21 protein-coding genes are annotated in these 23087 nt (G+C 62.7%); 14 read left to right on the plus strand and 7 right to left on the minus strand.

From position 1 onward, the window contains the following. Positions 1 to 58: 58 nt before the first annotated feature. Complete coding sequence (gene ade / locus QQL79_RS01990) at positions 59 to 1768, minus strand: adenine deaminase (protein WP_284387410.1); 1710 nt, start codon at positions 1766 to 1768, stop codon at positions 59 to 61. A gap of 134 nt (positions 1769 to 1902) precedes the next feature. On the opposite strand from ade, the gene QQL79_RS01995 reads away from it, so the two are divergent. Together QQL79_RS01995 and QQL79_RS02000 are read left to right on the plus strand one after the other, a co-directional pair. Beyond that, positions 1903 to 2061: a hypothetical protein gene (locus QQL79_RS01995; RefSeq protein ID WP_284387412.1), complete on the plus strand. Its 159-nt coding sequence runs from the start codon at positions 1903 to 1905 to the stop codon at positions 2059 to 2061. 3 nt (positions 2062 to 2064) lie between these two features. Continuing rightward, positions 2065 to 3063: a DNA topoisomerase IB gene (locus QQL79_RS02000; RefSeq protein ID WP_284387414.1), complete on the plus strand. Its 999-nt coding sequence runs from the start codon at positions 2065 to 2067 to the stop codon at positions 3061 to 3063. 4 nt (positions 3064 to 3067) lie between these two features. On the opposite strand, the gene QQL79_RS02005 is transcribed toward QQL79_RS02000, so the two are convergent. Together QQL79_RS02005 and QQL79_RS02010 are read right to left on the minus strand one after the other, a co-directional pair. Beyond that, the gene (locus tag QQL79_RS02005) at positions 3068 to 5311 is read right to left on the minus strand and encodes a putative bifunctional diguanylate cyclase/phosphodiesterase (protein WP_284387416.1); all 2244 of its coding nucleotides are present in this window, start codon (positions 5309 to 5311) and stop codon (positions 3068 to 3070) included. Between the two features lie 95 nt (positions 5312 to 5406). Then, entirely contained in the window at positions 5407 to 6621 is a 1215-nt protein-coding gene (locus QQL79_RS02010; RefSeq protein ID WP_284387417.1) for an ROK family transcriptional regulator, read from the minus strand. A 285-nt stretch (positions 6622 to 6906) separates the two neighbouring features. Between QQL79_RS02010 and QQL79_RS02015 the strand changes: the two genes are divergently transcribed. The 8 genes from QQL79_RS02015 (at position 6907) to QQL79_RS02050 (ending at position 15148) form a co-directional block, all read left to right on the plus strand. Continuing rightward, on the plus strand, positions 6907 to 7932 hold the full coding sequence (locus QQL79_RS02015) for a sugar ABC transporter substrate-binding protein (protein ID WP_284387419.1): 1026 nt from the start codon (positions 6907 to 6909) through the stop codon (positions 7930 to 7932). 178 nt (positions 7933 to 8110) lie between these two features. Continuing rightward, a complete protein-coding gene (locus QQL79_RS02020) occupies positions 8111 to 9187 on the plus strand; it encodes an ABC transporter permease (RefSeq protein ID WP_284387421.1) in 1077 nt (358 codons plus the stop codon). Then, a complete protein-coding gene (locus tag QQL79_RS02025; protein ID WP_284387423.1) occupies positions 9184 to 9996 on the plus strand; it encodes an ATP-binding cassette domain-containing protein in 813 nt (270 codons plus the stop codon). The genes QQL79_RS02020 and QQL79_RS02025 overlap by 4 nt, the downstream gene beginning before the upstream one ends. Before the next feature lie 168 nt (positions 9997 to 10164). Next, on the plus strand, positions 10165 to 11217 hold the full coding sequence (locus QQL79_RS02030; protein WP_284387425.1) for an NAD(P)-dependent alcohol dehydrogenase: 1053 nt from the start codon (positions 10165 to 10167) through the stop codon (positions 11215 to 11217). Continuing rightward, the gene (locus tag QQL79_RS02035) at positions 11210 to 11503 is read left to right on the plus strand and encodes a barstar family protein (RefSeq protein ID WP_284387427.1); all 294 of its coding nucleotides are present in this window, start codon (positions 11210 to 11212) and stop codon (positions 11501 to 11503) included. Before QQL79_RS02030 ends, QQL79_RS02035 begins: the two co-directional genes overlap by 8 nt. 9 nt (positions 11504 to 11512) lie before the next feature. Continuing rightward, positions 11513 to 12298: an SDR family NAD(P)-dependent oxidoreductase gene (locus QQL79_RS02040; RefSeq protein ID WP_284387429.1), complete on the plus strand. Its 786-nt coding sequence runs from the start codon at positions 11513 to 11515 to the stop codon at positions 12296 to 12298. A gap of 65 nt (positions 12299 to 12363) precedes the next feature. Further along, positions 12364 to 12894, plus strand: coding sequence for an MgtC/SapB family protein (locus QQL79_RS02045; protein ID WP_284387431.1), 531 nt, complete (start codon positions 12364 to 12366; stop codon positions 12892 to 12894). A 571-nt stretch (positions 12895 to 13465) separates the two neighbouring features. Then, positions 13466 to 15148: a tetratricopeptide repeat protein gene (locus QQL79_RS02050; RefSeq protein ID WP_284387432.1), complete on the plus strand. Its 1683-nt coding sequence runs from the start codon at positions 13466 to 13468 to the stop codon at positions 15146 to 15148. Here the strand turns inward: QQL79_RS02050 and QQL79_RS02055 are convergent, their stop codons facing one another. The 3 genes from QQL79_RS02055 to QQL79_RS02065 form a co-directional block, all read right to left on the minus strand. Beyond that, positions 15149 to 15481, minus strand: coding sequence for a DMT family transporter (locus QQL79_RS02055; protein ID WP_284387434.1), 333 nt, complete (start codon positions 15479 to 15481; stop codon positions 15149 to 15151). A gap of 77 nt (positions 15482 to 15558) precedes the next feature. After that, positions 15559 to 16848, minus strand: coding sequence for a UDP-N-acetylmuramoyl-L-alanine--D-glutamate ligase (gene murD, locus QQL79_RS02060; protein WP_284387436.1), 1290 nt, complete (start codon positions 16846 to 16848; stop codon positions 15559 to 15561). After that, entirely contained in the window at positions 16838 to 18166 is a 1329-nt protein-coding gene (locus tag QQL79_RS02065; RefSeq protein ID WP_284387439.1) for a MurL-like N-terminal domain-containing, read from the minus strand. Before QQL79_RS02065 ends, murD begins: the two co-directional genes overlap by 11 nt. A 146-nt stretch (positions 18167 to 18312) precedes the next feature. On the opposite strand from QQL79_RS02065, the gene QQL79_RS02070 reads away from it, so the two are divergent. Together QQL79_RS02070 and QQL79_RS02075 are read left to right on the plus strand one after the other, a co-directional pair. Further along, positions 18313 to 18729, plus strand: coding sequence for a YciI family protein (locus QQL79_RS02070; RefSeq protein WP_284387441.1), 417 nt, complete (start codon positions 18313 to 18315; stop codon positions 18727 to 18729). A 34-nt stretch (positions 18730 to 18763) separates the two neighbouring features. After that, positions 18764 to 19555 (plus strand): alpha/beta fold hydrolase, encoded by a 792-nt coding sequence (locus QQL79_RS02075; RefSeq protein ID WP_284387442.1) that lies wholly within the window; start codon positions 18764 to 18766, stop codon positions 19553 to 19555. Between the two features lie 8 nt (positions 19556 to 19563). Here QQL79_RS02075 and QQL79_RS02080 read toward each other — a convergent pair whose 3' ends face one another. Next, positions 19564 to 20631 (minus strand): LacI family DNA-binding transcriptional regulator, encoded by a 1068-nt coding sequence (locus QQL79_RS02080; protein WP_284387445.1) that lies wholly within the window; start codon positions 20629 to 20631, stop codon positions 19564 to 19566. A 279-nt stretch (positions 20632 to 20910) separates the two neighbouring features. Between QQL79_RS02080 and QQL79_RS02085 the strand changes: the two genes are divergently transcribed. Both QQL79_RS02085 and QQL79_RS02090 read left to right on the plus strand, forming a co-directional pair. Next, the gene (locus QQL79_RS02085) at positions 20911 to 22173 is read left to right on the plus strand and encodes an ABC transporter substrate-binding protein (protein WP_284387447.1); all 1263 of its coding nucleotides are present in this window, start codon (positions 20911 to 20913) and stop codon (positions 22171 to 22173) included. Then, positions 22173 to 23087 (plus strand): carbohydrate ABC transporter permease, encoded by a 915-nt coding sequence (locus QQL79_RS02090; protein WP_284392799.1) that lies wholly within the window; start codon positions 22173 to 22175, stop codon positions 23085 to 23087. Before QQL79_RS02085 ends, QQL79_RS02090 begins: the two co-directional genes overlap by 1 nt.

Raw genomic sequence — 23087 nt, forward strand, 5'->3', positions numbered from 1 at the left:
ATTGGCAGGTGCCTAGCAACCGCGCGTAACGGTTTCATGTCGGCTAGGCCGCCCGCGACTAGTCGACGAAATCGAACTTATCGACGTCGAAGAGGCCGCGATCGGTCATTTTGAGGTGGGGAATAACCGGCAGGGCGAGGAAGGCGACCTGGAGGAAGGGTTCGGGCAGGACGCAGCCCAGAGCGAAGGCGGCGTCGCGCAATTGATGCAGGTCATGGGCGACGGTTTCAAAGGGATTGAGGCTCATCAGCCCGGCTATGGGGAGCGCCAACTCGGCAGTTATCCTGCCGCCATCGGCAACCGCAAAGCCGCCTTGCAGCTCGATAAGCCGGTTGACCGCGATGGCCATGTCCTCGTCATTGGCGCCGATGACGGTGATGTTGTGGCTATCGTGGCCGACCGAGGAGGCGATGGCGCCGCGCTTGAGGCCGAAGCCGGTGACGAAACTGCGGCCGATATTGCCGTTGCGGCCGTGGCGCTCGATGACTGCGCATTTCAAAACGTCTTGCGCAATATCGGCCTGGGTTCCCCGGTCGCTCACCGCCAGCGCCGCGGATTCGCGGAAGGTCAGGATGAGGCCGGGCTTTACGCCGATGACCGGGGTCTGGTTGCGATCGGCGCGGGCCGAGACGATGAAATCATCAGCGACGATGTTTCGGGATTTGACTGAGGTCAGGCCCACCGGCGCCACGGGTTTGCGAGCGGCGAAAAGTTCTGGACGCACTAACCTGCCGCCGGTCAGCACATCGGAAACGCGGCAATCCTCAAGGCTATCGAGCAGGGCGATATCGGCGCGCCAGCCGGGGGCGAGCAGGCCGCGATCGCGCAGCCCAAAAATACGGGCGGCGGAGTGGCTGGCGGCGCGATAGACGTGATGCAGCGGCCTTCCCATGGCGATGAGGCGGCGGATAGAGCTGTCGAGATGGCCTTCCTCGGCAATGTCGAGCGGATTGCGGTCATCGGTGCAGAGGGCGACGAAGCTTGAGGTGTTTTCGTCCAGTATTTCGGCCAGGGCTTTGAGGTCCTTGGAGACGGAACCCTCGCGGATCAGGATGGCCATGCCTTTGGCCAGTTTCTCGCGGGCCTCGGCGGCGCTGGTGGCTTCGTGGTCGGTGCGGATGCCGGCGGCGAGGTAGCCGTTGAGGCCCTGGCCCAGCAGCAATGGGGCATGCCCATCGATATGGCCGCCCTGAAAGGCCACGAGCTTGGCGAGAATGCCCGGATCACCCGACAGCACGCCGGGAAAGTTCATCATTTCTGCCAGGCCGATGACCTTGGGATGGCTGCGGAAGGGTTCGAGGTCTTCGATCTCCAGTGTCGCTCCATTGGTTTCAAAGCCGGTGGCCGGCACGCAGGATGACAGGTTCACCCGCACATCCATGATGGTCTGTTCGGCGCTATCGAGGAAATAGCGAATGCCCTCGGCGCCCAGCACATTGGCGATTTCGTGTGGGTCGCAGATGGCCGTGGTGACCCCATGCGGCAGCACGCAGCGGTCGAATTCGAAGGGCGTGACCAGCGAGGATTCGATATGCAAATGCGTATCGATAAAGCCCGGCACGGCATAGCGGCCGGCGCCGTCGATGACCGTTTCGGCCTCGTAACTGGCATGGGTGCCCACGATGCGGTCGCCGACTATGGCGATGTCGGTCGGCGTGATGGCGCCGGTGATGACGTCGAGCAATTGCACATTCTTGATGACGAGATCGGCTGATGCCTTGCCCTGTCCGGCCATGATCATGCGGGTGAGGGTTTGGGGATCAGTCATCGATGTATCCTGGATGGCCATTGCTGAAAGTCGGCCGGGGGCGCGATGGCGTCAAGTGCCGCTGGGCGCTTATCCGGAACTTGGGCAGCAGGCCGGCGTTTGCTCACATGAGGCGCGCCAACAGGAGAGCCAGCTTGGAAACCTATGACCCGCACAAGAATACGACCGAGGTCCGGCAGGCCAGTCCACGCAGGATGAATATGCTCGTGCTGGTCATTTCGCTGATTGGCATCGTCGTGCTGTTTGCCATCATCTATTTGATCTTCACGATGAGCCAGCCGAACCCGACCTGACCCATGGTGCGGCTGATCAGAGCGGAACGCGAAGACCTGACCATCATCCGCCAGAGGCGAGGCCGGGGCTTCAGCTATGCCGATGCGAATGGCACCGTTATCCGCGACGCCCGGACCAGGGCGCGCATCATGGCGCTGGGCATTCCACCGGCCTGGCAGAATGTGCGGATCGCGGGCGATCCGCGCGCCCATATCCAGGCGCTGGGCGAGGATGAGGCGGGGCGCGATCAATATATTTACCACCCCGATTGGGAGCTGAAGCGCGAGGGCCGCAAGCTCAAGCGGCTGGCGGTGTTGACCGGGGTCCTGCCCAAGGTGCGCCGCAAGATACGCGCGGGTCTCAGCGCCGAAACAGGCAGCCGAGAGCTGGCGCTGGCCATTGCGATGGCTTTGATCGACCGGACGGCCATGCGGGTGGGGCGGGAAAAATACCTCGAAAGCAGCGGTACGCGCGGGGCGGGCACCCTGTTCGCTCGCGACGTCAAAATCGAGGGCGATGAAATATGCATGAGCTTTGCGGCCAAGGGCGGCAAGCGGGCCGATTATCGCATCCTCGACAAGCAACTGGCCGCGGCATTGACCCGCATATTGCAGTTGCCGGGCAAGCGCCTGCTGGTTTGTCGCGACGAAAAGGGCAAGACGCGGCCGATCAAGACCGGCGCCATCAATGATTATCTGCGCGAGCTGGCGGGCGTGGATATTTCGGCCAAGGATTTCCGCACGCTCCATGCCAGCGCCATGGCGGGCGAGGCACTGGCGCGGATGGAAAGCGGCACCTCCCTATCGGCGCGGCGGCGGCAGATGGCGCAGGTCGCCCGCGAGGTGGCGCTGGAATTGCGCAATACGCCGGCGATCTGCCGCAAGTCCTATATCGCGCCATGCCTGTTCAAGCTGTTCGATCAGGGCAAGTTGCAGGCGATATGGGCCGTTGCCGGTCGCGGGCGGACCGGACTTTCAGCGCGGGAAAAGCGGCTGGGCGCAGTGCTCGCGGCGGCCGGCTGAATCCTCAGGCGGCGTGGGTGCGCAAGCGGCGGCGACGTTCAGGCGCATTGGCCGGGTCGGCAAAGATGGTGGTGATCTTGGCTGGTAGTACGGCGCCCGAGAACAGGAAGCCCTGCAGCGTATTGCAGCCCAGCTTGCCCAGGATGGTGGCCTGTTTTTCCGATTCCACGCCCTCGGCGGTAACCTCGATATCCATGGCATGGGCCAGGGTGACGATAGCCTGGGTGATGGCGACCGAAACGTGGCCCTCGGCCAATTGGCTGACGAAGGAGCGGTCGATCTTGATGCGATCGACGGGGTAGCGCTTGAGATAGCTCAGGGACGAATATCCCGTGCCGAAATCGTCCAGCGCGATCTGGATGCCGGCGGCGCGGAAGGTGCGCAGGTTCTGGCCCGAAATGTTTTCGTCATCAAGCAGGATGGATTCGGTGATCTCGAGCTCCAGATCGACCGGGCGCATGCCGGTCTGGTGCAGGATGTCGAAGACCTGATTGGAAAAATAGGGATTGCGCAGCTGGGTGGGCGAAATATTGACCGCGATAGTGCGGCCGGGCGCGCTGGCGCCCAGTTCGCAGGCGCGGCGCAGCACGAATTCGCCCAGATATTCGATGAGGCCGGTATTTTCCGCCACGGGAATGAAGCGGCCGGGGGAAATCTGCCCATATTTGGGGTGATACCAGCGTGCCAGCGCCTCGGCGCCGATGACCTTGCGCGACTTCTGATCGACCAGCGGCTGGAAGGCGACGGAAAGCTGGTCGTTGCGATTGAGCGCGGCGCGCAGCTCGCCTTCGATCGTGTGCTGGAGCTGCAGCAGCTCGTTCATGTGCTCTTCATAGACCATGGCGCGGTTGCGGCCGCTGGCCTTGGCTTCGTAGAGCGCGATATCGGCCTTGCGCACCAGTTCGCGCGGCTCGGCCGCGGCGGCATTGTCTTCGACAATGCCGATGCTGACCCCGACATGGGCCTTGAAATGGCCGAGATCGAAGGGGCGACCAATGGTTTCGATGATGCGGTCGGAGACTGCCATGGCGTCGAAGGGGCGGTTATGGGTGACCGCCAGGATGGCGAATTCGTCGCCGCCAAGCCGGGCTACCATGACATCGGTGCCCACCACCAGCCGGATGCGTTCGCCGACACTGCGGATGAGGTCGTCGCCGGCCTGATGGCCCAGCGTGTCATTGACCTGCTTGAAGCGATCGAGATCGAGCATAAGCAGGGCGATACTGGTGCCCGGCGCTTTCTGCTCGCGCAGAATACGCGCCAGATGCGCATCGAAATTGGTCCGGTTGGGCAAGCCGGTGAGCTTGTCGTGCGCGGCCTCATGCTCGGCCAGCCGGCGCCCCTCCTGAAGGGCGGCCGACGAGCTGCGCAATTTGCGCAGCAGCAGCAGGAACAGCACGGCTCCAGCCAGGATGACGGCTACGAGGACCGGCACGGTATGGCCAAGCATGAGCCGGCCCGGCCGGTCGCCGGTCCATTCGAAGAAGGCGACGAACCGTCCCGCCTGGTTGATCACGGGATAGGAGATACGGTCCGGATCGGCCGATGGCGTGCGAACGAAAGCGGCGTCGTCGATCAGATATTGCTCCATCATCTCGCTGACGGTATCAGCGCCCAGGAAGCGCACGGAAACCATGAGGCTCTCGGACCCTGGCACATGTGCCAGGGTCCGGGTATTGCTGACGATGGGGCTGATGCCGACAATGGCCGGCTGGCCGTTGACGAGCGCGAAATCGCAGACGGTGGGCGGCGCTTCGGTTCTGCCGACGAGGAAATCGTCGAGTTGTCCGGCCGCGATCAGCGTCCGCAATTGCTGGACCAGAGGCATCACGCCGCTGGCAATATTCTGGAAGCGGCTGGTTGGCGCGGCCTTGCCCTCTTCCATCAGATAGAGAGGGCGGTTTTGCGCGTCGAGCAGCACCGAACGATCATGGCCGAAGAAGCTGTGCATCCACAGGCCCATATTGGCGTGGACCCATTCCCGATCGAATGTCCGATCGGCATGGAGCACGGCCTCGTCCCAGATGGCGACGCCGCCCTGATCCTTGAGCAGGGCATCGCGCTTGGACTGCAGGACCTGGGTGACCATGGTGGTCTGCCGTTCGATGGCGCGCTGGTCGATATTGTTGGTCGACCAGAACACAAAGCCGATAACGGCCGCCGCCGTCGCAACCAATGCCAGCACGACGGGCAACAGAACAGCCGTTATGAACTGCCAACGCTCAGTCGTTGAAGTTTGCGTCTGCATCAAATGAAAACCGGGCCAAATGCGGCCTTAACCTAGACCGGGTAAACTTGCAGACTGGTTACCGGCCTTGGCATAATTCCGCAGTCTGGCCTTAATCAGCTATTTTCCTTGAACAGAACCTCGCGGTCTTGCGTGAAATTGGCCAAAAGCGGCAGGCAGGCGCCGCCAACTTCGCGCGCGCCGAAGCCGATCGTGCCTTCGGCAATGTCGAATGGGGCCAGGCCCTGGCGGTCGAACTGGCCGAATGCGATGCGCGTGGCCTCAACCAGGCGTTTGCGTATGGCGGGTGGAAATGCGCCATCGATGACGATAGTCGGGAAGTCGATGATCGACACGGCGGAGACGCAGGCAAGCGCCAGGCTCTGGGCGGCCTCGGCGATCCAATCGTCGAGCGGAGCACCAAGCGGGCCCCAATCGCTGGGATCGAGCCATAATACTTGCGGGTCGAGGCCGGCGGCCTTGAGCCGGTCGGCCAGCACATAGATGGATGCGCTACGCAGGATTTGCTGAAAGCCACCCGGAATGGGGACGGGCAGGGGGGCGATGGCGCCGGCATAGCCGGTGCGGCCGGGAAACAGATGCCCGTTGAGCACGACGCCGCCGCCGAGAAACGAGCCGAGGAAGATATAGAGAAAGTCCTCGCCATGCTGGCCATTGCCCAGCACCAGTTCAGCGGCGCAGGCGGCCGTGCCGTCATTGTGCAGATAGACCGGCCAGGGACAGAGGGCGGCGATATCGCGGCGGATATCGGCATTGCGCCAGGCTTCGAGCACTTCGGGCGGTGCCGCCAGCTGGGAGGCCCAGTTCCAGAGTTCGAAGGGCGAGGCGATGCCGAAGCCGGCAATGCGGCTGCGTTCGGCCGAATTGAGGGGGGCTGTCAGCTCGGCAATGCCGCGGCGGGCCAGCGCCTGGACGATTTCGGGTGTGGGGTAGGGGTGCGGTTCGTGGATGCGGCCGAGCACGGTGCCGGCAAAATCGAGCAGCACGATGTCGGAACTGCGCCGGCCAACCTTGAGGCCGAGGAAAAAGGCGCCGCGCGGATTGAGCGCATAGGGAACGAGCGGCTGGCCGACCTTGCCGCGCAAGGGTGACTGCCGCACGATCAGGCCATCGCGCTCCAGCGCATTGGCAATCGTCGAAATGGTCTGGGGCGACAGGCCCGTGCGGCGGGCAATATCGGCCTTGGGCAGAGCGCCGTGGCGGCGGATCAGCGAGAGCACCAGCCGCTCATTATAGAGGCGGACGCCCGTCTGGTTGGTGCCGCGGCTCAGATCGTCCGAACGGGCCCGAACGCCGCCTGCCTCATCCATCCTTCCGCCCCTATTTTCTTAACCAGGCCAATAATTTGCCATGGCGCAGCTAGCCCAAACGGGCGCGAATTCGCAATCGTTTTCATTGGCTTGAAGTTCCTCCCCGCCATTAGGTGGCTCGGATGGCGACTGTCTGTCAATTAATAAATCAGTTGGATTAATTTATTGACAGAGGCAAAATTGGCGGCTGATATGGCGCCGAGGACGGGTGGCCGGAGGAGAGCGCCACGCGGACTTCAATCCGCTGCGCCCGAGGGGCAGCAGCAACTCTCGGGAGGAGATAATATGCGTAGGTTTATCGGAATGGCGGCCGCAGGAGCCGTGATGCTGGGGCTGATGGGCACCTCGGCTATGGCGCAGGAAGCCATTGTCGGGCTGATCACCAAGACGGAAGGCAATCCCTTCTTCGTCAAGATGCGCGAAGGCGCCCAGGCCAAGGCGGATGAGTTGGGCATCGAATTGCGGACCTTTGCCGGCAAGTTCGATGGCGACAATGACAGCCAGATCGCGGCAATCGAAAATCTGATCGCCGCGGGGGCCAAGGGCTTTGCCATCGTGCCCTCGGATTCCAGCGCCATCGTGCCGACCATCCAGCAAGCGCGCGATGCGGGTTTATTGGTGATCGTGCTCGATACGCCGCTCGATCCGATCGATGCGGCCGACGCGACCTTTGCCACCGATAATCGCAAGGCCGGTGAGCTGATCGGGTCCTGGGCCAAGGGCACGCTGGGCGATGCCGCGGCCAATGCCAAAGTGGCTTTCCTCGATCTGGCGGTGAACCAGCCGACGGTCGACTATCTGCGCGACCAGGGCTTCATGGCCGGGTTCGGCATCGACGTCAAAGATCCCAATAAATATGGCGACGAGGACGATGCGCGCATTTGCGGGCATGAAATGACGGGCGGCGCCGAAGATGGCGGCCGGACCGCCATGGAAACGCTGCTGCAGAAATGCCCGGATATCAATGTGGTCTATACCATCAACGAGCCGGCTGCGGCGGGCGCCTTCGAAGCGCTCAAGGCGATCGGCCGGGATGATGGTTCCGTGCTGATCGTATCGGTCGATGGCGGCTGCCCGGGCGTTGCCAACGTCAAGGCCGGCGTGATCGGCGCGACCAGCCAGCAATATCCCCTGCTGATGGCGTCGATGGCGATGGAGGCGATCAAGAAGTTCGCGGACACGGGCGAAAAGCCGGCCGTGACCGAAGGGCTAGACTTCTTCGACACCGGCGCCGCGCTGGTGACCGATAAGCCGGTGGCAGGGGTGGAGTCGATCGACACCACCAAGGGCGCGGAGCTCTGCTGGGGCTGATTTTTGTGCGGGTGGGAAACATATGCTTCCCACCCCACAATCGCCTCCCGCGGACTTGATCCGCGGGGCACTCGCCTCCAGCGCAAGCGACTGGAGGCCCCGGATCAAGTCCCGGGAAAGGTGCCGGTGAGAGTGAGACATTCGAGTTTTGAGTCACTGCCCTGGGGAGGACAAGTGCATGAGTGATGACGCAGGCGGCTCGGCCGTGGCGGAGAAGGGATTGGCCGGAGCCGCGCAGGCAGTGGCGAGCTTTGAGGAGGATTCGCCCAGCCCGATCCGGCGGTTGCAGGCGTTTCTCCATGCCAATCCGACCGCCATTCCGTTCATCGTGCTGATCGTGGCTATCGCCATCTTCTCGGTGGCGGCGGGCAGCAAGTTTTTCGCGCCGTTCAACCTGTCGCTGGTGTTGCAGCAGGTGACCATTATCGGCGTGTTGGGCATTGCCCAGACGCTGATCATCCTCACGGCCGGCATCGATCTGTCGGTGGGGGCGATCATGATCCTCAGCTCCATCGTGATGGGGCGGCTGTCGGTGGTCGCGGGGGTGCCGGTGGAAATCTCCTTCGTGCTGGGCATCGGCACAGGCATTTTATGCGGGCTGATCAATGGCGTATTGGTGGCGCTGGTCAAGCTGCCCCCCTTTATCGTCACGCTGGGCACCTGGTCGATCTATGGCGCCATGATCATCTTCATTTCGCAATCCGAGACCATTCGCAGCCAGGACATCGCGGCGATCGCGCCCATGCTGCAATGGATGGGTGCGCGGGTGGCGCTGGGCGGCGGGGCGATCCTCACGGCGGGCTCCATGGTGATGATCCTGATCGCGGCGAGTGTCTGGTATCTGCTCAACCGCACGGCCTTCGGACGGCACATCTATGCCACGGGCGACGACCCGGAAGCGGCGCGGCTGGCCGGTATCAACACCACCATGACGCTGATCGGCGTCTATACCTTGGCCGGTTTCATCTGCGCGCTGGCCAGCTGGGTGCTGATCGGGCGGGTCGGGGCCGTTTCACCGCTGGGTAGTCAGACAGCCAATCTCGATTCCATTACTGCCGTGGTGATCGGCGGTACGTCGCTGTTCGGCGGGCGTGGCTCGATCATTGGGACGCTGTTGGGGGCGCTGATCGTGGGCATGTTCCGCAATGGCCTGGCGCTGGCCGGGGTCGACGTGCTCTGGCAGGAATTTGCCGTGGGCGCGCTTATCATCATCGCTGTTACCACCGACCAGTGGATCAGGAAGATTTCGGCATGAGTCTGGATCAAACTGCAACGAGCCTCACCGCCACCCCGATTGCCGGGCCCCAGCCTATTCTCAGCGCCCAGGGGCTGCAGAAGCGCTATGGCAAGGTGGTGGCGCTCGACAATGCCGATTTCGACCTGATGCCGGGGGAAATCCTGGCGGTGATCGGCGACAATGGCGCGGGCAAATCGACCCTGATCAAGGCGCTGTGCGGCGCGGTGATCCCCGATGCAGGGACGATCAAGCTCGACGGTTCGCCGGTGCATTTCAAATCGCCGATGGAGGCGCGGCTGGCGGGGATCGAGACGGTCTACCAGAACCTGGCGTTATCGCCCGCCCTGTCGATTGCCGACAATCTGTTCCTGGGCCGCGAGATGCGTAAGCCAGGGCCGCTTGGCAATATCTTCCGGTTGCTCGACCGTTCGACCATGAACCGCCTGGCCCGCGAAAAGCTGAGCGAATTGGGGCTGATGACGATTCAGAACATCAACCAGTCGGTTGAAACACTGTCGGGCGGCCAGCGCCAGGGCGTGGCCGTGGCACGGGCGGCAGCGTTCGGTTCGCGCGTGGTGATCATGGACGAGCCCACGGCGGCTTTGGGCGTCAAGGAAAGCCGCCGCGTACTGGAACTGATGCTCGACGTCAAGCGGCGTGGCCTGCCCATCGTGCTGATCAGCCACAATATGCCCCATGTGTTCGAGGTGGCCGACCGTATTCATATCCACCGGTTGGGACGGCGGATCGCGGTGATCAATCCGAAGGACTTTTCGATGTCGGATGCGGTGGCGATCATGACGGGGGCGATGAAACCGCCCTCCTGACGCCCAACCCCGCCGAGTCTTCCCCGCGAAGGCGGGAATCCATTCTTTCTCGTGCACCGAACCCAAGAATGGATTCCCGCCTTCGCGGGAATGACGCCGTGAGTTACAAATGGCTCACCTGCTGGGCAGATGCTCAGTCTATCGGCCGATATGCATAGGAATATCTCGATGACCAAAGTCCGCGCCCTCGTTCTCGAACGCCAGCATGAACTGGCGCTGCGCGATATCGATCTGCCGCTCGATGTGGGGCCGGGCATGGTCAAGATTGCCATTCACACCGTGGGTGTCTGCGGTTCGGATGTGCATTATTACACCCATGGCAAGATTGGGCCTTTCGTGGTCAATGCGCCCATGGTGCTGGGGCATGAGGCGGCGGGGACCGTCACCGAAGTGGGCGCGGGTGTGACCCATCTTAAGGTTGGCGACCGGGTCTGCATGGAGCCGGGTATTCCCGATCCCAATTCGCGGGCCAGCCGGCTGGGCATGTATAATGTCGATCCCGCCGTGCGCTTCTGGGCGACGCCGCCGATACATGGTGTGCTGACACCCGAGGTGGTCCATCCCGCCAATTACACCTTCAAGCTGCCCGACAATGTCAGCTTTGCCGAAGGGGCAATGGTTGAGCCCTTTGCCGTGGGCATGCAGGCGGCGACCAAGGCCAGGATCACGCCCGGCGATACCGCGGTGGTGCTGGGTGCCGGGCCAATCGGCACCATGGTCGCTATCGCCGCATTGGCCGGTGGTTGTGCGCGGGTGATCGTGGCCGATCTGGCGCAGCCCAAGCTCGATATCGCCGCGCGCTATCAGGGCGTCATTCCGGTCAATATCCGCGAGAAGAATATTGTCGAGGAAGTGTCGCGCCTCACCGATGGCTGGGGCGCCGATGTGGTGTTCGAATGCTCGGGTTCGCCCCATGCCTGGAAGACCATCATGGACCTGCCGCGGCCGGGTGGAACCATTGTCGTGGTCGGCCTGCCGGTCGAGCCGGTCGCCGTCGACATCGCCGCGGCCTCGACCAAGGAAGTGCGGATCGAAAACGTCTTCCGCTATGCCCATCAATATGACCGCGCCATTGCGCTCTTCGCCTCGGGGCGGGTGGACCTCAAGCCGCTGATCTCGGAGACATTTGCCTTTGAGGATTCGATCAAGGCGTTTGATCGGGCGGTGGAAGCGCGGCCGAGCGATGTGAAGTTGCAGATCCGCGTGAGCAGCGATGGCTGAAACGCGGCAGGTGGTGCTGGATGGCGCGTCGTGGCAGAGCCGCGACGATGTCTACCAGGCCATCGAGATCGCCATTGGCCCCAGCTATTTCGGGCGCAATCTCGATGCCCTCTGGGATATCTTGCGGACGCCGGAAGATAGCGTCCTCAAGCCACCCTATGCGCTGCTGGTGCGCGGTGCCGGGTCTGCCGGCGCCGAGGCGCGGCAAACCATTGCCGATATTGCCGCTGTTTTTGCCGAGGCGCGAGCGAGCGGCCAGGACGTCGATCTCACCATTCTCGACTAGGAGAGCCTCATGGACTTGAATCTGCGCGACAAGGTCGCCGTTATCACGGGTGGAACAGTGGGTATCGGGTTGGCCGTTGCCGAGGGATTGGCGGCGGAGGGGGCAAACCTGGTGCTGGTGGGCCGCGACAAGCTGCGGGGTGATGACGCGGCGTCGCGGGTAGCCGACAGGTTCGGCATTATCGCCACGGCGATCAGCGCCGATGTCGCGACCGCGCAAGGGTGCGATGCGGTGATCAAGGGCACGGCCAAAGCCTTTGGCGGGGCCGATATCCTGATCAATAATGCCGGGACCGGCTCAAACGAGACCATTGCCGAAGCCGACGATGCCAAGTGGCAATATTATTGGGACCTGCATGTGATGGCCGCGGTGCGGCTGGCGCGAGGGCTGGTGCCGGGGATGAAGAAGCGCGGCGGCGGCGTGGTGCTGCACAATGCCTCGATCTGCGCGGTGCAGCCGCTGTGGTACGAGCCGATCTACAACACCACCAAGGCGGCCCTGATGATGTTTTCCAAGACTTTGGCCAATGAGGTGGTGGGCGACAATATCCGCGTCAACACGATCAATCCCGGGCTGGTGCTGACGCCGGACTGGGTGAAGACCGCCAAGCAGATTGCCGGGGAAGATGGCTGGCAGGCGCATCTGCAAGGGGTGGCCGACGAGGCGGGCGGCATGAAGCGCTTTGCGACGCCCGAGGAGCTGGCCAATTTCTTCGTCTTCATGTGCTCGGACAAGGCCAGTTATTCGACTGGTTCGACCTATTTTGTCGATGGTGGCTGGCTCAAGACGGTCTGAGGGCTGCGGAACCAAGCGAGCAGGCTTCCGGTTGTGACAGCAGCGCCACAATCAGGGTCTGTGCCATGGATGCCGGCAATGCATTCGGCTATGTCGATACTTTCCTGCCCCAGCATATCATCGCCATTCGCCTGCTGATCGCGGCCATCCTGGGGGCGATGATCGGCTTTGAGCGGGAATGGCACACGGCCGAAGCGGGGCTGCGCACCCATATCCTGATCGCGGTGGCGGCCGCGCTTTTCACGATTCTGGCCTTCGAGATATTCCATACCATCCAGGGGGAAGGACGCTCCAATCCCGACCCGATCCGTGCCGTAGAGGCGGTGACGGCCGGCATAGCCTTTCTTGGGGCCGGCGCCATTTTCCGGCGCGGCGGGGGTGTGCAGGGGCTCACCACCGGCGCGGGAATGTGGCTGGCAGGGGCGGTGGGCGTCGCGACGGCGCTTGGCTATTATCTGATTGCATTGGGCGTGGCGGTGTTGGCGGTGGCAATTCTCGCCATGCTGCGATTTTTTGCCCATCAGGTGGTGGGGCGCGATGCCCAGCCGGGCGCCCATGAGGGAAAAGGGCCGCGGGGAGAAGCAGATGGAGATTGATGGCGCGCGCGGAGGGACATGCGCGCAGCCCTGCTCCTCCCCCCGTACGGCACGCGACCGGGAGGTGTCGCGACCGCGCCCTGGTGCCTCGCCCCCTTGGAGCAGGGCCGGCACATCCCCTCCGGCGCAAGGTGCAAGCTGCCGGACGGGTTAGACGAATGGCGGGGAGGGAGCTTGGGAATGCAAGGCCAGCCCAAAGGCAGAACTTGCGGGCGTCGCTCCCCGCCGAGGCATGCAACCTGTGGACGCAGGAGTTGCATGCCAACTGGCGCCGGACGATTGGCATCCGGAAACAAAGAGAATCGGCCACACCGCCATTGCTGGCGGGGGCCGAGCGAGTCTTGCATGGTCAAGAATGTCAGCGGAGGCGCCGCACCACCGCAGACGAGGTCGCGCCACAAACAGGCGCCGACACATGGCCTATGCGCGAAGCCGGCGGTGGGAAACAGGCAAAGCGGGGTAATGCAAAGGTAACATTCGCTTGAATTTTACATGTAAAGGAGGATGATCTCCGCGCTGCCCGGGGAGGTGTACCGTTAGTCCCTCTGTGCCAGAGCGTGATCAGATCCTTGTGGCACTCGGCCGGTTGCTCGAGTGGCCCGAAATTGCGCGCTCGCCGCAGCTGGCGCGCTTTGCCAGCTATATCGTCGAACGCACGCTCGATGGCGAGCAGCAGGCCATCAAGGCCTATTCGATAGCGGTGGACGTATTCGGCCGCCCGGCCGATTTCGACCCGCAGGCAGACCCCATCGTGCGGGTGCAGGCGCGGCGGCTGCGGGCTTTGCTCCACACTTATTATCAGGGCGCCGGAGCCAGCGAGCGTGTGCGGATACGCCTGCCCGTGGGCCGCTATGTGCCTGACTTCGACCTGGTTGATACCGAGACATTGCCGGCGCCGCCTGTCGTCGAGGAAGAGCCGGTCCCCGCGCCATCCAGGCCACGGGGGAGCATAACGCTTTCCTGGTTTGCGCTGGCCGTCATCGCGCTGGGCACGGGGGCGCTTGCGTTCTCCCTGGCGACCTGGCAGCCCCGACAGGAGGCGCTGACCCTGGCTGCCGGCGCGGTGCAGCGACCCAGCCTGGGTGTGTCGGAATTCCAAAATCTCACCGGGCAGGGGCGGGGACCCTTGTCGGTATCGGGTCTTGCCATCGAATTGGTGACCGATCTCGAAGCCTTTGACACCATGGATGTGCGCTATGACGGCGGTCCGACGCCCGCAGCCCAACCGGCTTCGCCGGGTGGCTTCGCGCTTAGCGGCATTGCGCGGATCGATGCCGATATGGTGCAATATAGTGCCATTCTCACCGATACGCGCACCAGCGATATCGTCTGGAGCGATGTCATCTCGCTGCCATTGGCGCGGGCCAGCGAACCTCTGGCGCTTGACGAGGTGTCGCGCCGGCTCAGCCTTGTGCTGGGCAGCACAAGAGGGCCGGTCCATGCCCAGGCGCGGCAGTTTCTGGCTTCCGGCGCCCCATTGACCGGCAATGAAAACGCCTATCTCTGCCGGGTGGCCTTCGATCTTTATCGCGATACGGGCAGTGCCGAGGCGGCGGATCGGGCCAGGACGTGCTTTGCGGCTGTGCCTCAAAGCGAAGGCGAAAAGCCGGTGGCTCTGGCGGCGGCAGCGAGCCTCATGGCCGAAATGGGCGAAGACAGCACGGCAACGGACCGCTATCGCACGGCCCAGGCCGATATGGCGCGGGCCATTGCCGGTTCCCCGGTCAGTGCATTTGTGTGGGAGCAGCAGGCACGATTGTTCGAAACCCTGGGTGCAATCGTCGAGGCGGAAGCCGCTTTCGGCTCGGCTACGCAACTCAATCCGGCCAGTGCCGATGCCCTGGCGGGTTATGCCCGGCTGCTGGCTTTTTCCGGCCGGCTCGACGATGCCAGATCTCTGGCGGAGCAATCGATCAATGCGGCGCCCAGTCCGCCCGCCTGGTATTTCGGTGTGCCGGCGCTCTTGGCGCTGCGCGATCGCGACTTCTCCACGGCGATAGCCGATGCCGAAATCTATGCCGCGGCGGATCGGGAACTGGGGCCGGTGCTGGCCATCATGGCGGCGCAGGAGGCCGGGGATAGCGCCATCGTCAATCGCTATCTGCCCCAGGTGCTGGAAATTGCCAGTTTCCGGGCGGCGGGCGTATTGCCGCAATTGCGCAAGCGCATCAGCGATGCCGGCCTATTGGGGCGGATCGGGGCGACGTTGGCGGCGGCTGGTGTGCCGCCGTCGTCGCTCAATGGCCGGTTTTGATCAATGCGTCGATGACTGGGAAAAAAGATTGATGACGAGCACGCCCGCCAGGATCAGGCCAATGCCGATCAACGCCGGTAGATCGAGCGTCTGGCCATAGGCAAAATAGGCAATGATCGAGACCAGAATGATGCCGACCCCGGACCAGATAGCATAGCCGATGCCGACCGGAATGGTCTGGAGCGCCAGCGAGAAAAAATAGAAGGTAATGACATAGCCCACCACCACCACGATCGAAGGGCCCAGCTGGGTGAACCCGGCCGAGGCCCGCAGGAAGGACGTGGCGATCACTTCGCCGACAATGGCGATCAATAGATAGACGGCGCCGTTCATGGCCCCTCCAACGCATGGGAATTGATCCCAGACTAAGCCATCGGATATGCGCCGGACAGCCGGGTTTGTTGCACAGCTTAGCCAAAAATGGCTTGTGCAAGTCCGACAAATCGGACCCCGCGCTCCTCGAAATTCTTGAATTGGTTATAGGAAGGCGCGCCCGGCGAGAGGATGAGCGCATCAAAACGCTCCTTGTAGGCGTGCAGGGCATGCATGGCCGTTTCGAGATCGGGCTCGGCCAGGACGGTAATATGTGGCGCGGCGACCCGCGTGGCAGCGGCCAGGCGCGCGCCCGTCACCGGCAGGCAGGCGAGAGTTGTCACGCCATAGCCTGCCAGCAGGCTTGCCAGCTCGGTATAGTCCTGCTCGCGCTCATGGCCACCGGCGATAAGGGCAATGCGAAAGCCCTTATAGGCGGCCAGTGCCGCCTTGGTCGCCTCGGGGGTGGTCGAGATCGAGTCATTGACGAAGATGGTGCCGCCGAACTGGTGTTCCTCGAGCCGGTGGGGCAGGGGTACGAAGGCGGCGATGCCGGCCACCACGCCATTCAGGCTTGCTCCGGCCGCCAGGGCGATCTGGGCGGCAAGGCGGGCATTGTCGATATTGTGGCTGCCCTTGAGGCGCGAGCCCATCGCTGCCTTGTCGATGGCGGCCCGCTCCTCGCGCGTCAAATCGCGCAAGAGGCGGCGATGGTCGCGTACGGCCTGAGCGACCAGCGCATTGCCCCTGGCTCCCGCGCCCAGCGCCACCGGGAAACTGCCTTCCCGGTCGATCAGATGCAGCTTGTCGTGGAAGTAGCGCTCGACCGAACCGTGCCAGTCGACATGTTCGGGATAAAGATTGGTGACCGCCGCTATGTCGGGCAGGAAATTCATGTCCGAGGTCTGGTAGCTCGACAATTCGAAGATGACGACCGGATGGCGATCGGCGATGTCGAGCGGGGCGACGCCGACATTGCCGGCGAGCCCCGCATCGATCCCCGACCGCGTCAGCATCAGATGGGTCAGCGTGGCGGTGGTCGATTTGCCCTTGGTGCCGGTAATGGCGATGACCGTGCGGCCGTGGCGATAGGTTGCGCCCCAGAGGTTGAGATTGGACGTCACCGGAATGCCGGCATGGCGGGCAATGTCGAACACCGGTTTGTAGCGTGAGACGCCCGGGCTTTTCACGATGATGCCGAAGCGATGCTCGTGAATGGCCGCTCCGAGATCTTCGGTTGCGATTTGTTCGGTGCCCGGAATATCGGCCGCGCCACTGTCGACGGTGACATAGAGTTTGAGATCGGGCTGGCGGGCCTTCAGGAAGCCAGCGGTGGAAATGGCCTCGCGGCCCGCACCATAGAGCAGGACAGGTTCCTCAAACCGCATAGGCGGCCACCTTGGCGGCAAGCGCCGGCGGAATGTGATGATCGTGGCTGTCTGTCAGGCATTCGGCCATGGCAGCCTGCAGCTTGGGTTCGCCATATTGGGCGAACAGGTCGGCCTTGACCGCGCGGACCACGGCCGCCTCATGCCAATCGGCATGGCGCGTCAGCGTATAGAGGCACGCCGCGGCTTCGAGGATTTCTCCCACGCATTCCCAGGGCTTTTGCCCGGCCAGGCCCGAAAGTTCGCGGAACGAGGCCTCGTTGTCGAGATTGTCGAGCAGGTTCTTGCCGAAGATGGAGAGCAGCCTGTCCTTGGCCATGAAGGGAGCAAAGATCAGAAAGACGAAATGGCACTTTGGGCATTCGCCGCACCAGAGGGGGCCGTCATTGCCGGTCAGCCGGAAATTGCGGTTGCAACTGGAAAAGACGTGGTCGAACTTGGTCTCATGGGTGAAGAGCGAGGCGATGCGCGCTTCCGAATAGGGACGCAGCAGGGAGTAGTATTTCAATGCTCCGCCGGTCGCGTCGGACAGGATCGAGGCGATCAGCAGTTCGAAGCCCAGCGACTTGGAATATTGGTGGTTGGTTTCGCGGCCGTCGAATTCGACATTGCCCTCGCTGGCCGAGCGCTCGTTGGAGAGCACGATCTGGTTGAAACCGAACAGCACCGCACAGAGCGCGGCGATCATGGAATTGATCGCGGTCGAGGGCACATGGCCATTGTAATAGCCGGGTTCCCTGGAGAGGCGGATCATCTCGGCGTCGAGGGTGCGGGTGACATAGACCGGCTTGGTGCCGATCTTGTCGACGGAGGTGATGATCGGACCCTTGGGATTGACGGCAAAGGGCGTGAAATCGAGGCCGACCGCGGTCAGCAGATCAACGCTGACCAGCGAATCCTTGCCGCCGCCAATCGGCAGCAATGCACGATCGGGCAGCGACACCGCCGGCTTGACGGCTTCGGCGTCATGGGGGGCCGAGATGGTCAACTTGCCGAAACGGGCGAGATTGTTGCGGGCATAGAACTCGCCCAGCCCATTTTCATAGACATCGATGGCGAAAGCCCGTTCGGCCTCGCTCAGCGCAATATTGGGGGCAGTAATCTCAAAGGGTGCGCGCAGCTTGAAATAGCTGACACCCAGCACGATTGCCGTCAGGTCGAGCAGCTTGACGAAGGCGGGGCTGGCCGCTTTTTCCGCATCAGCTTCTGGCAGCGTCAGGGTCTCGGTGAAACTTTTGCCGCCCAGGCCATAGGTGAAAACGGCCTGGCCCGTCGCCGGATTGAAGGTAGGGCGCTCGATGAGAAATTGTTCGGTCACGGGGCTGATCACACCTTTAAGTTGCCAATCATATAAGTGATTTGCCGCCGTGGCGGGAGTGGGGCGCTTTTTTGTGTCGAAAACCGGACATGTCATTCGTTGTATGTCTGAAGGCCGCGAGGCGGTCCAATTTGAGGAGACGAAAAATGCGTGTCTTGGTTTTTGTCAAAGCCAATGAAGACAGTGAAGCGGGGGTAATGCCCTCCACCGAGCTGCTCGAAGCCATGGGCAAATACAATGAAGAGCTGGTCGATGCCGGCATCATGAAGGGCGGCGATGGGCTGCAACCTTCCAAAAAGGGCAAGCGCATCCTGTTCGACGGCTCAAGCCGCACCGTCATCGACGGTCCCTTCACCGAGACCAAGGAGCTGGTTGCCGGTTTCTGGGTCTGGGAGGTCAAGGACATGGAGGAGGCGGTGGCCTGGGCCCGGCGCTGTCCCAACCCCATGGACGGCGGCGGCGTGCTGGAAATCCGTCCGGTATTCGAGATGAGTGATTTCGGCGAGGCCATGACCTCCGATGTGGCCGAAATTCACAATCGGGTACGCGATAAATCCAATTAGCGCCATCATTGCTCAAACCGCAGGAGACAATCCGATGAGCACCACCAGCAACACGGGCAAGGTCCCGGTCGGCGGCGCCGAAATCTACTACGAGATCCATGGCGACGGGCCGTCGCTGGTGCTGTTGCATGGCGGCGTCAACCCGTCTGCAACCTTCGGCGCCCCGCTGGCCGTGATGGCCAAGACGCACAAGGTGATCGCCATTCATATGCGCGGCCACGGCTTCAGCACGGACGGCGACGGGCCGTGGTCGTCCGAGCTGATGGCCGACGATGTCGCGGCCGTGCTCCGGCAGCTCGGCATCGGCAAGGCTCGCTTCATGGGCTATTCGCTCGGTGCCGCCGTGGCACTGCAGGTCGCGATCCGGCACCCAGAACTGGTCGAAAAGCTGGTGGTCGTCTCCGTGGCCTTCCGCACCGATGGCGACTTTCCCGAGGTCCGGCAGGCCTTCGCGAAAATGCCTGATATGGCCGCCGCTATCGGCCAGCAACTGGCGGCCTCGCCGCTCGCGCAGCTCTACCCCGGCGTCGACTGGGAGAGCGTGATGCGCAAGAGCGGCGAGATGAATCTGCCCGGCCACGATTGGACCGAGGGCATCAAGACGATCAAGGCCCCGATTCTGCTGGTCTTTGCGGATGCGGATTCCATACGGCCCGAACATATGGTCGAGTTCTGGCAGCTGCTCGGGGGCGGTCTGCACGACGCCGGACTTGACGGCTCCCAGCGCCCCGCCGGCCAGCTCGCTATCCTTCCCAACACGACACATTACAGCCTGATCGACTCGCCGCTCCTTACCGAGGTCGCGACGGCCTTCCTTATGCAGTAGCGCTCAGCTCACTCGGACCCTTCGTTTGGTACAGTGGCTGTCGACTCGCGGATGACAAGCCTGGTCACAGTGGAAATGGCCGGTTCTGCGTTCTCCGAATTCTCGATTGCGGCAAGGGCCATGGTCACGGCGAGGCGTCCGAGTTCGCCGATGGGTTGGGCGATGCTGGTCAGCGCCGGCGTCAGGATTTCGGCCATGCTGTCGTCATAGCCGATGATCGAAATGTCGTTGGGAACGCTCAGTCCAGCCTCGCTGATCGCCTGCAGCCCCGAGGCGGCGAGCAGGTCGGAGCCGAAAATCACTGCCGTAGGTCGCTCTGGAAGCGCCAGCAAGCGGCGCATCAGGTGGTATCCGGGTTGCCGGACCGGCTTGCTATCGTCGTAATAGACGGCACGGAGCATATTGGCCGCGGGCACGTCAATTCCATGTCGTGCTAGGTTCTCGCGAAACAGCCGCTCGCGGACTGCCTCGATCGCGTCGTCGAGATTCCCCTCCATATTGCTGGAATCCACGTCGCCGCCAATGAAGGCAAAGCGCCGGTGGCCCAGGCCATAGAGGTGATCAACGGCCTCCCGCATGCCGTCATGCGCATCCACCGTCACAACGGCGCCGACATGGGCGATGTGCCGCTCGACCTGGACCGTGGGAATGCCGTTCTGGGCAATGATGCGGACATTCCTGGGGTCCCTGGCGCTGCAGAAAATGACTGCATCGACGTGATGATCGAGGAAGCGCCGTACCCCCGCGGCCTCCATGTCCGAATCGGCATTATTGTTCAAAGTCAGCACGGTATAGCCTTGGCGCAGTGCTTCCATCTGCACGAAATGCGCCACTGCCGGATGGAAGGCGTTAAGCCGTGACTCGCTGACCACGAGACCAAGCGTGTAGCTGCGGCTGGTGCGAAGGCCGCGGGCCACCATGTTGGGCCGGTAACCTGTTGCCTCCACGGCGCTTTTCACAGCTATGCGCGTTTCTTCCTTCACATAGCCGTTGTTGTACAGAACGCGCGCCACCGTGGCTGCTGAAACGCCGGCGCGGCGCGCCACGTCCGTCATGGTGGCTTTACTCGCCTTCATCCTTGACTGATCTCCTCTTTCCACACGCCTACAAATGCCCTCTTGCCAAACTCAAGGCAATATGGTGACGTCAACATGATGACGTCACCATACGAATTCCAACAAGAGAACTCGGGGTGGCGCATTGACTGCCCGGCGCTTGCAGGGGCGTCCGGGTAGGAGGATGGCCAGGGCCGGCCGAGACGAGGAAACGGCCTGCGCATCTCTAATCACAAACCAAGACCGCGCCCGGATGCCCGGAGCGCGAACGACGATGCTCGACCTGGGAGGGAATCCAACATGAGCAGACCCAATTTCATGCGCCGCAACATGATCAAGCTGGCGCTAGCCGGCACCGCGCTGGGCCTATGCGCGGGCCCGGCCCTTGCGCAGCCCGTATCCATCGATTTCTGGGACATGATCTGGGGCGGACCGACCTATCCGGCCGCAGCCCAGGCGCTGGTCGACAAGTACAATGCCGAGCATCCGGACGTGCAGGTCGTCTACCGCTCCGTACCGTGGACGAACTGGTACGAGACCTTCGTCACCGCGATCGCCTCGGGCAGCGCGCCCGATATCTCGACTGGCGCCGGCTTCCAGGCGGTGCAGCTTTATGACCAGGGCGCCATCATGCCGGTGGACGAGGTGGTCGCCCAGCTTGATGCCAATGACTTCGCTCCCGGCGCACTCGACGCGCTGCGCTACGACGACCACTATGTCGGCCTGCCTTGGGCCGTGGACCTGCGCGTGCTGTTCTATCGCAAGGACGTGCTGGAGGCCGCAGGGGTGGCTGTTCCGACCAATTGGGAAGAATTCCGTGCCGCTGCCAAGACGCTGACGGCAGACGGCAAGTTCGGTCTCGTGTCGTCGGGTGACTCGGGCGGAATGCACTGGATTCTGGCCAGTTCTATCAATAATGGCGGTGGCCTGTTCGATGCCGATGGCAATGCCGCACTGAACGGCGAGCGCACCACCGAGGCGCTGCAATACCTGACCGATCTAAAGACCGATGGCTCCGTCAATCCGGCCAGCGTCGGCTATGTCAATGACGATGCGCGCGGTTCCTTTTTCCGCGGCGAGGCGGCTTTCCTGCTCAACGGTCCCCTGCTGCCTGACCAGGCCGGCGGTGTGAAGGACCAGATCGGCATCGTCCCGCCGATGCAGGCGCTGCATGGCGATGTCGGCACGGTCTACTGGGTCAACAACATCATGGTTTACAACCAGACCGAGCACCCGGCCGAAACCATGGCCTTCCTCAAGTGGTGGAGCGATAACGCGCTGCCGCTGTGGACCGAAGGCAAGGCGGGTAACCTCCCCGCGCGTCAGTCGATCCAGGCCGACGCTTATTTCCAGGACAATCCAAGCGTCAAATACATCATCGACACCTATTTGCCGGTGTCCAAGACCATGTCGGCGGCAGTGGGTGGAACCTTTCCGCAGCTCAACGAGATCGATGGCGACGGCTTCCTGATGAGCCTGATGCAGTCAATCTGGCAGGGCCAGCCGCTCGGCGACAATCTTGCCGCCGCCCAATCCCATCTCGAAGAGATCATGGCTGATTGATGACTGTCGCCCTCGATAGCAACGAGGCTCCTGCCTGGCGTACCCGCGCCAGGCAGATGTTGGCCCCCGAATTCGTCACCCCCGCAATCCTGCTGGCGCCATCGGTGCTGCTGCTGCTGGTCGTCATCGCCTATCCGATGGTGCAGGGGTTCTTTTTCAGTTTCACCGATGGCTCGCTGATGAAGGGCGGCGATGTCGTGGGGTTTGAAAACTATACCAAGTTGCTGACCTCTCCGGCGTTCTGGCACTCGCTGCGCTTCAGCGCGATCTTTGCCGCCTGCAATATTGCCGGTTGCTATCTGCTCGGGCTCGGTTTGGCGCTGCTGCTGCAGATGGACATGCCCGGTCGCGGGGTTTTCCGCGTGCTGCTGCTCCTGCCGTGGATCGTGCCGTCGCTGGTGTCGATCGTGTCCTGGCGCTGGATGGTCAATGACGAGAAGGCGCTGTTCAACCAGGTCATCACCCTGTTCGGCGGCGATCCGATCTATTTCCTGTCCAACAGCAATTGGGCCGTGACGATCGTCATCCTGATCAAGATCTGGCGCAGCTTCCCTTTCATGATGCTGTCGCTGCTGGCAGCTTTGCAGAGCATCGACCGCTCGCTCTATGAAGCTGCGGCCATCGACGGCGCCACCAAATGGCAGTCGTTCTGGAACGTTACGCTGCCGCAGATCAAGAACATCTCGATCGTGCTTTGCCTGCTGATGACCATCTGGAGCGTCAACGACTTCGATACGCCGTGGCTACTGGCTCAGGGTGGGCCGGCTAATGCCACGGAAAACCTCGTCGTTCTGGCTTATCGCTACACTTTTGCCCGCAACGATGTCGGCATGGGCGCTGCGACTTCCTTCGTTACCCTGTTTGTGTTGATGGCGCTGGTCTTCTTCCTGCTCCGTCTGCAGCGCCGGAGTTGA

Origin of the sequence: Devosia yakushimensis, assembly GCF_030159855.1 — a bacterium.
Classification (GTDB): domain Bacteria; phylum Pseudomonadota; class Alphaproteobacteria; order Rhizobiales; family Devosiaceae; genus Devosia; species Devosia yakushimensis.

Bases quoted from the DNA above. Each gene is read 5' to 3' on its own strand.
- QQL79_RS02035 (WP_284387427.1), top strand. From the start codon at position 11,210: ATGGCTGAAACGCGGCAGGTGGTGCTGGATGGCGCGTCGTGGCAGAGC.
- QQL79_RS02040 (WP_284387429.1), top strand. From the start codon at position 11,513: ATGGACTTGAATCTGCGCGACAAGGTCGCCGTTATCACGGGTGGAACA.
- murD (WP_284387436.1), bottom strand. From the start codon at position 16,848: ATGCGGTTTGAGGAACCTGTCCTGCTCTATGGTGCGGGCCGCGAGGCC.
- QQL79_RS02010 (WP_284387417.1), bottom strand. From the start codon at position 6,621: ATGGATGAGGCAGGCGGCGTTCGGGCCCGTTCGGACGATCTGAGCCGC.
- QQL79_RS02025 (WP_284387423.1), top strand. From the start codon at position 9,184: ATGAGTCTGGATCAAACTGCAACGAGCCTCACCGCCACCCCGATTGCC.
- QQL79_RS02030 (WP_284387425.1), top strand. From the start codon at position 10,165: ATGACCAAAGTCCGCGCCCTCGTTCTCGAACGCCAGCATGAACTGGCG.
- QQL79_RS02070 (WP_284387441.1), top strand. From the start codon at position 18,313: ATGCGTGTCTTGGTTTTTGTCAAAGCCAATGAAGACAGTGAAGCGGGG.
- QQL79_RS02005 (WP_284387416.1), bottom strand. From the start codon at position 5,311: ATGCAGACGCAAACTTCAACGACTGAGCGTTGGCAGTTCATAACGGCT.
- QQL79_RS02085 (WP_284387447.1), top strand. From the start codon at position 20,911: ATGAGCAGACCCAATTTCATGCGCCGCAACATGATCAAGCTGGCGCTA.
- QQL79_RS02045 (WP_284387431.1), top strand. From the start codon at position 12,364: ATGGATGCCGGCAATGCATTCGGCTATGTCGATACTTTCCTGCCCCAG.
- QQL79_RS02080 (WP_284387445.1), bottom strand. From the start codon at position 20,631: ATGAAGGCGAGTAAAGCCACCATGACGGACGTGGCGCGCCGCGCCGGC.
- ade (WP_284387410.1), bottom strand. From the start codon at position 1,768: ATGACTGATCCCCAAACCCTCACCCGCATGATCATGGCCGGACAGGGC.
- QQL79_RS02075 (WP_284387442.1), top strand. From the start codon at position 18,764: ATGAGCACCACCAGCAACACGGGCAAGGTCCCGGTCGGCGGCGCCGAA.
- QQL79_RS02000 (WP_284387414.1), top strand. From the start codon at position 2,065: ATGGTGCGGCTGATCAGAGCGGAACGCGAAGACCTGACCATCATCCGC.
- QQL79_RS02090 (WP_284392799.1), top strand. From the start codon at position 22,173: ATGACTGTCGCCCTCGATAGCAACGAGGCTCCTGCCTGGCGTACCCGC.
- QQL79_RS02015 (WP_284387419.1), top strand. From the start codon at position 6,907: ATGCGTAGGTTTATCGGAATGGCGGCCGCAGGAGCCGTGATGCTGGGG.
- QQL79_RS02020 (WP_284387421.1), top strand. From the start codon at position 8,111: ATGAGTGATGACGCAGGCGGCTCGGCCGTGGCGGAGAAGGGATTGGCC.
- QQL79_RS02055 (WP_284387434.1), bottom strand. From the start codon at position 15,481: ATGAACGGCGCCGTCTATCTATTGATCGCCATTGTCGGCGAAGTGATC.